General features: G+C 59.6%; 6 protein-coding genes. 4 read left to right on the top strand and 2 right to left on the bottom strand.

The genetic code is table 11. The features are described from left to right. Nucleotides 1-13: 13 nt before the first annotated feature. Nucleotides 14-1,504 carry an SLC13 family permease gene (locus Enr13x_RS28040; protein WP_145390182.1) on the bottom strand — a complete coding sequence of 497 codons (1,491 nt, stop codon included), beginning with the start codon at nt 1,502-1,504 and terminating at the stop codon, nt 14-16. 564 nt (nt 1,505-2,068) lie between these two features. Between Enr13x_RS28040 and Enr13x_RS28045 the strand changes: the two genes are divergently transcribed. From Enr13x_RS28045 to Enr13x_RS28055, 3 genes are all read left to right on the top strand, one after another. Then, on the top strand, nt 2,069-6,778 hold the full coding sequence (locus Enr13x_RS28045; protein ID WP_145390183.1) for a PVC-type heme-binding CxxCH protein: 4,710 nt from the start codon (nt 2,069-2,071) through the stop codon (nt 6,776-6,778). A 70-nt stretch (nt 6,779-6,848) separates the two neighbouring features. Next, the gene (locus Enr13x_RS28050; RefSeq protein WP_145390184.1) at nt 6,849-7,058 is read left to right on the top strand and encodes a hypothetical protein; all 210 of its coding nucleotides are present in this window, start codon (nt 6,849-6,851) and stop codon (nt 7,056-7,058) included. Nucleotides 7,059-7,163: 105 nt separating this feature from the next. Next, entirely contained in the window at nt 7,164-8,696 is a 1,533-nt protein-coding gene (locus tag Enr13x_RS28055) for a hypothetical protein (protein WP_145390185.1), read from the top strand. A 307-nt stretch (nt 8,697-9,003) separates the two neighbouring features. Here the strand turns inward: Enr13x_RS28055 and Enr13x_RS28060 are convergent, their stop codons facing one another. Next, entirely contained in the window at nt 9,004-9,399 is a 396-nt protein-coding gene (locus Enr13x_RS28060; protein WP_197455404.1) for a response regulator, read from the bottom strand. A gap of 417 nt (nt 9,400-9,816) precedes the next feature. Here Enr13x_RS28060 and Enr13x_RS28065 point away from each other — a divergent pair, with 417 nt between their 5' ends. Continuing rightward, nucleotides 9,817-13,197, top strand: a complete 3,381-nt coding sequence (locus Enr13x_RS28065; RefSeq protein WP_145390187.1) for a sulfatase-like hydrolase/transferase — start codon at nt 9,817-9,819, stop codon at nt 13,195-13,197. The last annotated feature ends 81 nt before the right edge of the window (nt 13,198-13,278 follow it).

A 13,278-nucleotide genomic window follows, 5' to 3' on the forward strand; every position in this document is an offset into this window, starting at 1 on the left:
CTCCCATTCCTTGCTAACGCCACTGTTCCGGGAACTCACTGATCTCGATGCCCCAGACCACCGGCAAAACCCAGTAGACAATGACCGTTAACAGCAGGATTGAAATCACGTTCATCCAGATCCCGGCACGTACCATGTCGGGAATCCTCAAGTATCCCGATCCGAACACGACGGCGTTGGGCGGCGTTGCGACCGGCAGCATGAAGGCACATGACGCGGCCACCGTCGCGCCGACCATCAACAAAAACGGGTGCACGTTCATCGCAACCGCCATCGACGCCAGGATCGGCAACAACATCGACGTCGTCGCCAGGTTCGATGTGATTTCCGTGAGAAAGTTGACCGACGCGACCAAGATCAGCACGAGCAACAGCATCGAGACGGATTGTAACAGCGTCGTTTGTGAACCGATCCAAACCGCCAAGCCGCTGGACGTGAACCCTTCGGCGAGCGCCATCCCACCGCCAAACAGCAAGACGATGCCCCAGGGAAGCTGTTTGGTGTCTTCCCACACCAGCAGTGGTTCGCGTTTTCCCTCGGCGTCCACCTTGCGACTGGGAATCAAGAACAGACACAACCCGCCGGTCATGGCAATGATCGTGTCATCGAGCAGCGGCAAAAGCCCCAGTTGGTTTTGAACAAACGAGCGGCTGATCCAAGCAATTGCGGTGATCGAAAACACCGCCAGCAGAAGTTTTTCTTCGAGCGAAAACGACTTCAACGCGTCGAGTTGCTTTTGAATTTCCTGACGCCCGCCGGGGAAAGATTTGTGGCGGAAATGAAAGGCGAAACGCGTCAGATAGACCCAGCAGAGCGTGAGCAAGATCAGCGAGATCGGCAATCCGAACTTGAACCACTGCAAGAAGCTGATTTCTACCCCATAAACTTCTTGAACCACACCGGCCAGCACCAAGTTGGGCGGGGTTCCGATCAGGGTCGCGATGCCACCGATCGACGCGCTGTACGCGATCGCCAACATCAATGCCTTGCCAAACACCTCGTTCTCGCCGGCATCGGTTTGTGGGTTGTCACGCAACTGGGCCACGATCGCCATTCCGATCGGCAACATCATCACCGAAGTCGCGGTGTTGGAAATCCACATCGACAACCCCGCCGTGGCGACCATGAACCCCAAGATGATGCTGGTGATGTTCGTCCCGATCAGGTGGATGATGTTGAGTGCGATCCGCCGATGCAGATCCCACTTCTCGATCGCGATCGCGATCAGGAATCCGCCGATGTACAGAAAGATGTAACGGTGGCCGTACTGCGCCGTGGTGGCCTGCAACTTCACTGCGCCGGTCAGCGAGAACAGCACGATCGGCAACAGCGCCGTCGCGGCGATCGGGATCGCTTCGGTCACCCACCAGACCGCGATCCAGCTCGTCGCGGCAAGCACCGCGTTGGCTTCCGGAGTCAACCCTTGCGGATGAAAGAACAGCAAGATCAAAAAGAACAGAACGGGCCCGGCGATTCGTCCGACAAGCTTGGCTGATAAAGTCATGGAGTGTGGTGGTCTCGCCGTCGAAATTTTCCTGCCCGTCCGTTGCCGTTGTGTTTGCCCGCCGCGCCCCAATGGATCTCCAGCGGCAACGACCTGTCCAGTGGTGTGTCTTTCGACGGCCCGGACACTTTATCAGATCGCGGCCATCAAGACACACGTGTCGTGCGGGGAAGCCATGGATCCCCGGCTGCTTTTCATCCGTGGGTACGCTCTGCCATCGGTGGGTTCATTCGAATCGGGCACCGGGCGCTGTCCTCAGCCTGGCGTTTCCAGCGTCGCGCTGCCCCCGCTTCGCCGAGCCCCATCGAGTCGCTGGGAATCTGGGGAGGGATGGCAGAATGATTCAAGGCAGAATGATGGACCGGTAGACTGTTGCCCGATGCGGATAGGAATGAACCGATTTATCGCCGCCCCCAGGCGGAGCCTCTGGGGCATTGCGTTGCAAGGCGGAGCCCGGCAACGAGGGGAGAAATCAAGCCTACGGCGCTCGACATCGGTTATCCTGGTTAGCCCTTACCTGCCTTTCCTCTCCCTGCCACGATTCAGCCCTCGCCCGATCTGCCGATGAAACCTTCTTGCGATTTGTTCTCGTTCACGATACGGGTCGTGCTCGTCGTGGCCATGTTGTCGTCCTCGATTGCCGCCGAGACGCCTTCGTCGCGGTTCCAAAAAATCGTCCTCAGCGAATCCTTTCACAGCGAGGGGGCCGACGCCGCAGATCTCAACGGTGACGGGCACCATGACATCGTTTCGGGCCCCTACTGGTACGAAGGCCCCGAATTCCGCACGCGGCATGCTTACGCAGCGGTCAAGGATTACTCGATCAAAGGCTACTCCGATCACTTCTTTTCCTTCGCACGCGATTTCAACGGCGACGGACACGTCGACATCTTCTCGATCCCGATGCCTGGCACGGCCGGTGTGTGGTACGAAAACCCCGGCGGCGAGGACCGATCGAAGGCTTGGAAGAGCCATCACGCCTTGCCGAGCGTGGACAACGAATCACCGACGTTTGCGGACATCGACAGCGACGGAATCGACGAACTGGTTTGCATTCACCAGGGACGCTATGGCTATGCCAAGCCCGACGAATCCGACCCGACGGCGGCATGGCAATTCACCGCTGTAAGCGACAATCGGGGCTACGGGCGATTCACGCACGGCCTGGGGGTCGGAGATGTGGACGGCGATGGAAAACCGGACCTGTTGGAAAAAGACGGCTGGTGGCAACAAACCGAAACGGCAGGCGGATTGTTCAAGTTTCACCCGGTAAAGTTTGCCGCATCGGGCGGTTCGCAAATGTTCGCCTATGACTTTGACGGCGACGGTGACAACGACGTCCTCTCCGTCCAAAACGCACACGGCTATGGATTGAGTTGGTTCGAGCGACGTGGCACCGGCGACGAGTTTCTGTTTGTCGAACACCCAATCCTGGGACGCCAACCGGCCGACAATCCGTACGGTCTGGCGATATCGCAAATGCACGCGGTTGCCTTGACGGACATCGACGGCGACGGCGTCATGGACATCGTGACGGGCAAACGGTTCTGGGCGCACGGCGGCAACGACCCGGGCGCCAGCGAATTGCCGGTGCTGTATTGGCTGCGTACCGTGCGATCCGATTACGGCGTCGACTTTCAGCCCCATTTGATCGACGTTCGCGTCGGCGTTGGGACTCAATTGACAACCGCGGACATTGATCGCAACGGTCACGTCGATGTCCTGGTCGGCAACAAACTGGGCACCTACGTGCTGCTCAATCGCGGCACGGCCGAAACGCCACCGACGCCGTCGACCGCCGCACCGCATCGGGTGGGCAGTGACGAGTTTAAGAACGCGGTCAGGACGACGGAGCCGCTGACGCCTGAAGAAGAACAACAGACCTTCGTCCTGCCGGCGGGGTTCAAAGCCCAACTCGTCGCGGCCGAACCCGAGATCGCCAAACCGATGAACATGGCGTTTGACGCCAAGGGACGGCTGTGGGTCAGCAGCAGTGTCGAATACCCGTTTCCCGCCGCCGAAGGAAAGGGGCGTGACACGATCAAAATTCTGGACGACACCGACGGTGATGGTCGCGCCGACAAAATCACCACCTTCGCCGACGGACTGAATATCCCGATCGGATTGTATCCTTATCGTGACGGCGTGATTTGCTACAGCATCCCCAATATCTGGTTGTTGCGTGACACCGATGGCGATGACCGATGCGACACGCGCGAAGTCCTTTACGGCCCGTTCGACTACTCGCGTGACACGCACGGCATGTGCAACGGATTCACCCGCGGATTCGACGGCTGGCTGTATGCCTGTCACGGGTTCAACAACCAGTCCTCGGTGGCCGGCAAAGATGGCAACCACGTCACGATGCATTCGGGCAACACGTTTCGCATTCGCACCGATGGCTCGCGGATCGAACATTTCACCGACGGCCAGGTCAATCCGTTCGGGATGGCGATCGATCCGAACGGCGATTTATTCACCGCCGATTGCCACACCAAACCGATCACGTTGCTGATGCCCGGCGGCGTTTACGAGGGTTTCGGCAAGCCCCACGACGGACTCGGTTTCGTCCCCAACGTGATGGATCATTTGCACGGCAGCACGGCGATCGGCGGGATTGCGTTGTATCACGACGATGCGTTTCCGCCGGTCTTTCACGGCAACGCCTTTGGCGGCAACGTGATGACCAGCCGGGTCAATCGCAACTCGATTCATCACAGCGGATCAACCGTTTCGGCGCGAGAAGAATCCGATTTCCTGATCTCCGGCGACCCATGGTTTCGTCCGGTTGATCTGCAGGTCGGTCCGGATGGAGCCCTGTACGTTGCCGATTTTTACAACCGCATCATCGGCCACTACGAAGTCGGACTCGATCACCCCGGCCGCGATCGCCATCGCGGCCGCATCTGGCGGATCGTGTATGACGACGATGACCGAACGCGTCGCGACGTGCCAGCGGTCACATCGATGCATCAAAAGATGCGCGATGGTGGTTCCCCGATCACGCACGCGATCGATCAATTGGATTCGGTGAATTTGACTCGGCGCTCGATCGCATCGGATCAACTGGTCGATCAATTCGGTGCGGAGGCGATCGAACCCGTTCGTCAAACGCTCGCGCGTTGCAAGCACCCCGACACCAAAATTCACTTGTTGTGGGTGTTGCACCGTTTGGCCGCGATCACCGACGGCGATCTGCAAACCGCTGCGCAGGATGCAAGCGCCCGAGTGCGGGCTCACGTGATGCAGATCATCGGTGCCGGCGGCGACGCAGACGGGTCGTTGCAGGAATTGCTGGCCGTCGGACTGCACGATTCCGATGCCATGGTGCGCCGTCGTGCCGCGCTGGCCACGGCGGTGTTTCCCTCGTTGCCGTTGACAACGGAGCTGATGAAAACGCTGCACGCGGCGCCGGCGTCGGATCCACACTTGAGGCATGCGATTCGCATGACGCTGCGTGATCACCTGAGCGATGCCGAACGATTTCGTGTCTTCACCGCGTCGCGATCGCCTCGCGACATAACGGCGGTCATCGATCTGTGCCTGGGCATCAAAACCGACTTTGCCGGCGAGTTTCTGGCGGCACACGTGACCGAACTGCAAGGCTTGGCGCCCGATCAACTTTCCACCTACCTGTCCTTCGCGGCGCGTTACGCGTCGCCGGAACACCTGGGCACGATCGCACAGATGGCGCAAACGCGGTTCGCTGAAAACGCTGACTTCCAGGAGGAACTGCTGCGTTCGATCCAAACGGGACTTCGCCAGCGCGGCATCGCATCTCCGCCGGTCGTGGTCGCTTGGGCAACCCGATTGGCTCGGTCGTACCTGGGCATTCCTGGCGAAGGCGATACCCTGCCCGAAAGACCCCGGCAAATCGGTTGGACCTTTTTCCCCTACCCCGGAACACCCGACCATGGCAATCCGTGGGTGCTGTCGACGAAACGCAATGCTGCTGACGGTGAGCAAGCGTCGAAGCTACACAGCAGCTTTCCAAGCGGGGAATCAAAAACGGGGATCTATCGCAGTGACTCGTTTCGTCTGCCAGCGGAATTCTCGTTCTACTTGGCCGGCCACGACGGGTACCCCGACAAACCGATTCAGCGTTTGAACCTGGTGCGGGTGCGGGACGCCGCGACTCAAGCGGTCCTGCAAACCTGGAGTCCCCCGCGGAACGACACCGCGCAAAAGGTGACTTGGAACTCCGGCGAAGCGGCCGGTCGCGAGGTGTTCGTCGAACTGGTTGATGGTGATACGGCAGGGGCTTACGCATGGATGGCCGTCGGACGTTTTTCGGTCGACGGATTGAACCCGAGCAACGAGGTCGTTCGGTTCAGCAAGGCGGCCCGGCTGATCGGTGAGTTTCGCATCGGCGCACTCGCCGGCGTGGCAAAGCAGATTCTTGCGGACCCGGATGCCAGCGCCGCGTTGGCGGCTGAATTTGCCGCCGCGTTGGTCGCCTTCGATCCCACGCCGCAACGTTCCGCGGTCGCCGAGTCGCTCTCGATCAACGGCGTTGACCGCACCCTGCGTGGCGAATTGGCCAATGTTCTGTTGAGTCACAACGACGATGCGGTGGGCGAGACGCTTGGAAAAGTCACCAAGCTGGCGACCGCGGCGGAACAACTACGGATCGCCGGCAAGCTTTCCTCGGACCAAGCCGGCGTGGAAACACTCTTGATGCTGGTCGAAGCAGGCCAAGCGTCACCGCGTTTGCTGGTCGCTCCGGCGGTCCGCGGCAAATTGGAGAGTCTGGCGACGAAGGCACAATCGCAGCGGATCTCGGAGCTAACAAACAATTTGCCGAACGAAGATCAAACCTTGATCGCTGCGATGAACACTCGCAAAGCCGCATATCTGGTCGGCGGAGGTGACGCGATCGCCGGCAGCCAGTTGTTCGCCAAACAGTGCGCCGTGTGCCATCAAGTCGCGGGAAAGGGAGTCGCGGTCGGGCCGAACCTGGACGGCATCGGCAACCGCGGCTTGGATCGGTTGATCGAAGACATCCTGACCCCCAACCGCAACATCGATGCCGCCTTCCGCGCCAGCGTGGTGTTGACCGAGGACGGGCAAGTTTACAGCGGGTTGATCAAGCGGACCGACGGAACACAGCTGGTGATCGTCGATCAGACAGGTAAAGAAATCAGTGTTCCGGTCGATGAGATCACAAGACAAAAAAACGTCGGCACCTCGCCCATGCCGGCCAATTTTCATGAAACGCTTGATGAGGGGCAAACCAAAGATTTGTTGGCGTACCTGCTTTCGCTGACGCATTAGATCCCCGACTGATGTCTACACAAGTCGCAAGATCTGTAGACACCAATGTCTGACGCCTGAGGAAACGCTGTTGAATCATCCCACAAAACTCTTCGGTACGATCGGGCTGATCGCGGTCTACCTATCGGCTTCTTACTTCGTCGGTGAATTTGCGTACATTGCGGTCTTGGTCGTTCTGGTTGTCGCGTGGTTGTTCCGGATCACCTTTCCGCTGCTGTATCGGCTGGAACAGCAATTCAGCCGCAGGGAATCGCGTCAGGATATCGACCCGGACGAGTGATTCGGTCACAACCGAGTCGACGGATTCGATACGTGATGTGCAATCGGTTACGATGGCGAGTTGGCGGACTCATTTTGAGGTTCTAGGCAATTGCGGAGCAAGACGATGAATCGAACAGCAGGCACCCCGCGGCGAAGCTTCTTGGGCGTGTGTGGCGGTGCAACGGCGGCATTGGCATTCAGTGAGCTTGACATCATCAACCATTTGCCGCGTGTGAGCGCGGCCGAAGCGGCACTTGACCAACAAGCAGTCCGTTTCAGCGACGACATCGAACCGTTGGTGCGATTGCTCGAAGACACACCGCGCAACCGGGTCGTGGAAGTGTTTGCGGGCAAAGTCCGCGGCGGTACGTCGTATCGTGAAGTGTTGACGGCGTTGCTGTTGGCCGGCGTCCGCAACGTCGAACCGAGGCCGAGCGTGGGGTTCAAATTCCACGCGGTGCTGGTGGTCAACTCGGCGCACCTGGCCAGCTTGGCTTCGCCCGATCAAGACCGTTGGTTGCCGATCTTCTGGGCGCTCGATTACTTTAAATCATCCCAAGCCCGCGACGTCCGGGAAGGCAATTGGACGATGTCCGCGGTGAACGAAGCGTCGGTTCCGGCGCCCCATTTGGCGCGACAAGCATTGATCGATGCGATGGACAACTGGGACGTCGATGCCGCCGATGCCGCGGTCGCGGGATTGGCCCGGTCCGCCGGCGCGAACGAAGTGTTTGAATTGATGGCCCATTACGGATGCCGCGACTTTCGCAGCATCGGGCACAAAGCCATCTTCGTGGCCAACAGCTTTCGCACCTTGCAATGTATCGGCTGGCGATATGCCGAACCCGTCTTGCGTTCGCTGACCTACGCGCTGTTGAACCATCATGGGGAACCCAATCCGGCGACCAGCGATTTGGCGCCTGACGCGGCATGGCGGGTGACGGATGCGTTGGTCGACGGTTTCGATGATCGCTGGAACAGCGGCAAACTGGATTCGTCGGCCTCGCTGGCCCATTTGCAAACCTTGCGTGATGCCACGCCCGAACAGGCGGTGCGTGAGACGGCCAAACTGATTCAATCCGGCATCCATCCCCAATCGATCGCCGACGCGTTGTTCTTGTCGGCCGGTGAAATGCTGATGCAGCAACCGGGCATCATCTCGCTGCATTCGTCCACGACCACCAACGCGATGCAGTACTCCTATCGGACGGCCCGCGATCCAAAGACTCGGATTCGGCTGCTGTTGCAGAACGCCGCGTTCATTCCCCATTTCCGATCGTCGATGCAGTCGCGCGGCAAGGTGGCGACCCGCAGCATCGACCAGTTGCAACAGATGGATGCCCCCGAGCAGGCGACGTCGGTGGCTAAGATTTTTGAACTGATCAACGACGATCGTGAAGAAGCATCACGCGGCGCGATGGAGTTTCTGGCCGCCGGCGGTCAGGCCGACCAGATGATTCACACCGCCCGCCAATTGGTGTTCCTGAAAGGCAATGATTCCCACGACTACAAATTCAGTTCGGCGGTGCTGGAAGATTTTTATGCGGTCTCGCCGAATTTCCGCAACAGCTATCTGGCCGCGTCGACGTACCTGTTGCCCGGAAGTCGTGACCGCGACAACGGATTGGTCGATCGCATCCGCTCCGCGATCGGGTAACGGAGATCGTGCAAGAGCGGTAGGGCGCGAGCCCTCCGGTCTTTCACGATGCAACCGGACGGCTCGCGGGCTGTCGATTGAGTCGGGATCTGCTGAGTCAATGGTGAGCCGCTGGCCGTCAGGCCTCGGGCGGGCGCCAGAATGCCCGGCCGCTTACGCGTCGCGGCTCACTAAGACGACAGCCCGCTTGCGCCGTTCCGCTAACGGCTCCAAGGCCAAATGAGATGGTATTGGCCGTAACGCCACCGGCAAGCATGGTGCCGGCATCCCCGGGCCCGGAGCGCAGGCATGACGTAGGCTGAACCGTTCAGTCCCTCTCGGGCAACGCTTCACGATGCAACAAGCGATTCAATTGCTCGGAGAATTCGTGCAGATCGAGCGGCTTGACGAGCACGCAATCGGGGTGGCCGGCAGACGACAGATCACGATCCCCCATGTCGATGCTACCGGTGATCACGATCACGGGCGTTTCGGGTACGATCTTTTTGATCTCTTGAGTCAGCAGCAGACCATTCATCCCGGGCATATTCATGTCGGTCATGACCAGGTCATAGTCTCCCGCGCGGATCATTTCCAATCCGGTGACCGCGTTTTCGGCGCAATCAATTTGATAGCCCAAGGTTTGCATGAGCACCGTCAACGATTTGAGCCCTAGGACATCATCGTCGATGCAGAGCAACTTGATACCGCCGTGTCGATTCATCAAGTCAGCCGAATTTACCACCCCGAACTCCTGTCTCGGATCGCGTCGTTCCGAATGAATTGGACCGCGTTTGGGCGGCCGCGGGTAAGCAACCCCGTCATCGAAAAACAGTTCTCTCGAAGCTGTGATCATACCGTGTTTGTCGCGCGACTGTGACAGGTTTTTTATAATTCACCAGCGTCAATTGGTAATCACATTCTGTTGACTTCAGGCTCGACGACAAGCGGGCGAGCATCGTCGCAACTTATCTTACTCATTCCGGGGGGAAGTCGCCGAAAGAGCATGGCGAAGATTACGATCGGCATGGCCGCGGTTGTTGGACCGCGGGAGGGAAGCTCGTTGGCAGGTCAACTTTGTTATAGTGCAGTGGAAGTGAATACACCGCCGTCATCTCTTCGACACCTCATCAGTGCCATCATGATCTTCTCTTCGTTTCGGCATTCCGCGGGCAATGGTCTGCTTTTCGATCACCTGCTGCCCGAGCGATTGGCCATGGTGCCCGTGGCTGCATGCGTGGTCTTGATCGCATCCGTTGTGGGCCAATCCGCGCGCGGTGCTGTCACAGGCGTTCGACCGAACGTCGTGTTGATCATGACGGACGATCAAGGGTACGGCGACATGTCGTGCCACGGCGACCCGCATTTACAGACGCCGCACTTGGACGCCCTTCACGCCCAATCCATCCGCTTTACCGATTTCCATGTCTCGCCGTATTGCACGCCCACACGCGCGGCCTTGATGACCGGCCGCTACCCGGCTCGGACCGGCGCCTATCGCACCTCGTCCGGTCGCACGTCGCTGCACCCACGCGAAAAAACGTTGGCGGATCTATTTTCGCAAAACGGTTACTCGACAGGGATGTTCGGCAAATGGCACCTCGGCGATTGTGCCCCGTCACGTCCCATGGATTGCGGGTTTGATCGATCCGTTTGGCACCGCTGCGGCGGACTGACTCAGATTTCGGACTACTGGACGAACGACTACTTCGACGACACGTATCTGGTCGGAGATCGCTGGAAGCCATTCGAAGGCTATTGCACGGACGTCTGGTTTGACGAAGCGATGAACTTCATGAGCGAAGCGTCGCGCGATGCCGGCGGCAATAAACCGTTCTTCGTTTATCTGGCAACCAACGCGCCGCACGGTCCGTATCTGGTCGCTGACAAATGGAAACAGCCCTTTCTGGATGCGGGGCTGCCGAAAACCCAAGCGGCTTTCAAGGGGATGGTCGCGAACTTCGACTGGAACCTGGGGCGGTTGCTGCGTTGGATGGAAACCGAGCAACTTGCCGACAACACCGTGCTGATCTTCTTGACCGACAACGGCACGTCGGCCGGAACGATCTTTGGCAAGGGAGGACGCATCACCGGTTGGCCCGTCGACGCCCGCGAGAATGCCGGCCGACGTGGCGGAAAGAGTTCGGCGTACGATGGCGGCCATCACGTGCCGTTGTTCATCCGCTGGCCGAAGGGCAATCTGGGATCGCCACGCGGGATCGACACGCTGGCGGCCCACTTGGATTTGACGCCCACCTTGATCGATCTGTGCGGTCTGACCCGCCCGGCCGATTGGCCCGCACTCGATGGACGCTCGTTGGTGCCGCTGATCAGCCCTCTCAACCCAAATCGGCATGCCAACCCGGATTGGCCGGAGCGTGTGCTGCACAGTCAGATGCACGGCGGAAACGGCTACGTCAAACCGGGCGATCCGTGGGAAATCGGTGTCGCGATGACACAGCGCTGGCATCTCGTCGAAGGCCGCGAATTGTATGACATGCAGAACGACCCGACGCAGCGAAACAATGTGGCCGAGGACCATCCGGACGTCTTCGCGAGCCTCAATCAAGCCCACCTCGACTGGTTCGATTCGGTCAAAACCGGCATGCAACCGACTCGCATCTTGATCGGATCCGAGCGGGAGAATCCGACCCATTTGACCAGCCAGGAATGGGTGATGTCCGGTGGAAACCCGCCGTGGGCACACGCCCACGTCGTTAAACGGATGATCGCCAATGGTCCCTGGTGGATCGAAGTGGCCGAGGCCGGCAACTATCGGTTTTCACTTTCGCGCTGGCCGGACTACCTGGAGCGACCGATCGATTCCACCGCCGCCGGAATCGAGATCGCTGGTCGAACGATGGAGCGGCCGATCGAGGATCCCGGACAGGCAACGTCGGCCGAGTTCGAGTTGGAATTGCCGGCCGGACCGTGTGAACTGTCGACTTGGCTGGTCACGCCCGAGGGCAAGCGACACGGCGCCTATTTCGTGACGGTCACGCGTTTGCCCAACGCGGACGATCAGACGCCGGCGGTTCTTTGGACGCAGTACGGACTGAGCGACGGCACCGTCAAATTGACCGCCCACACCGACGCAAGTCCGCTCCATCCCAGCGATGCGACGGTAAGATTGCAGCTTTATCGTCAGAATCAGTGGTCGACCGAAGCGGAGGCACCCGTTGATCCGCTGACTTCGATGGCGACGTTCCGGTTGGAAGATTGGGATCCAACGCAGAGCGTGCCGTATCGCGTCGTCAGCGGACAGAGCCGTTGGCAGGGCGTGATCCGAAAGGAACCGACGGACCAGCCGGTGGTGAAATTGATGGTCGTGGCCTGCGTCAACGACAAGTTCTTTCCGTACACCGAAGCCGTCGCCCAAATGATCGGGCAAGCCCCCGACCTGGTGTTTTTTGCCGGGGATCAAATCTATGAAAGCAATGCGGGCGGCGAAGTGATCACGCCGCAAGACGAATCGGAAGTCGCCGCCGGGATGGCCAATTATCTGGCCAAGTGGCGAAAGTTCGGACTGATTTTTCGTGATCTGTTGAAAGACCGACCGTCGATCATGATCACCGATGACCACGACGTGTATGCCAACGATTTGTGGGGCGACGGCGGGCGGCGGATGACGGGCGACCGCACCACGGGCGGCTATCCGGCAGATCCGATGTGGGTCAATGCGGTCGAGTTGACTCAAACCGCCCATCTACCCGACCCCGCGTCTCCGGGCCCCTGGGGCGACGGCATCAACGCGTACTTCACGTCACTCGACTATGGCGGGGTCTCCCTGGCGATTCTCGAGGATCGGAAATTCAAATCTCCGCCCAGCGAGGTGCTCTCGGCGGCCATCGAGGATCCCGAATCCGATGCCCCCAATCGGACCCTGGAAGTCATCATGGATCCGGCCTTCGACGCGGCCAAGCTGGACCGGCCGGACCTGCAATTACTCGGTCAAGCCCAAGAAGACTTTGTTCGCACCTGGGCCCGACGGGTCGAGCAACGCAAACAGTTGGCCGCCGTCCTGAATCAGTCTCCGTTGGTCAACATCGCAAACTACGACACACGCTTCGGCGACATGGATTCCAACGGCTGGCCGCAATCGGCTCGGGACCGGGCGTTGCGAGCGATCGCGCCGTCACAGGCCGTGATGCTTTCCGGCGACATCCACTACGGAACGTTGGCACAATTAGCAATCGAGGACTGGGGCGATGGTCCGTGGTCGTTCTCGGTGCCAGCGTTTGCCTCCGAACAGAACCGCCGCTGGGGGCCGAGCGAGGCTGCCCAGGGCCGCGAAATCCCTGGGATCGAAGGCTCCGGGAACCACCACGACCGCTTCGGCAACAAGCTGACCGTTGCCGCCACCGCGCCGGGCAAGCAAGGCTATGGAATGGTCCTGTTCGACAAACCCAACAGCCGGATCACGCTACAATTACACACGCTGAATTCGGATCGCAAACCGGATCAGGAGCAAATCCCGGGATGGCCGTTGACCCTGGATGTCCGGCATCGACAAGTGGAGTGACGCGCAATGTTCGCAACCCGCAACGTCAACGCGGTGAAGCATTTTCCCCATGTGTTTCTTGAGGTTCTAGCGGCAGGGCGC

The organism is Stieleria neptunia (genome assembly GCF_007754155.1).
GTDB classification, from domain to species: Bacteria; Planctomycetota; Planctomycetia; order Pirellulales; family Pirellulaceae; genus Stieleria; species Stieleria neptunia.

Coding starts and splice junctions, on each gene's coding strand:
- Enr13x_RS28045 (WP_145390183.1), top strand. CDS start 2,069: ATGAAACCTTCTTGCGATTTGTTCTCGTTCACGATACGGGTCGTGCTC.
- Enr13x_RS28055 (WP_145390185.1), top strand. CDS start 7,164: ATGAATCGAACAGCAGGCACCCCGCGGCGAAGCTTCTTGGGCGTGTGT.
- Enr13x_RS28040 (WP_145390182.1), bottom strand. CDS start 1,504: ATGACTTTATCAGCCAAGCTTGTCGGACGAATCGCCGGGCCCGTTCTG.
- Enr13x_RS28060 (WP_197455404.1), bottom strand. CDS start 9,399: ATGAATCGACACGGCGGTATCAAGTTGCTCTGCATCGACGATGATGTC.
- Enr13x_RS28065 (WP_145390187.1), top strand. CDS start 9,817: ATGATCTTCTCTTCGTTTCGGCATTCCGCGGGCAATGGTCTGCTTTTC.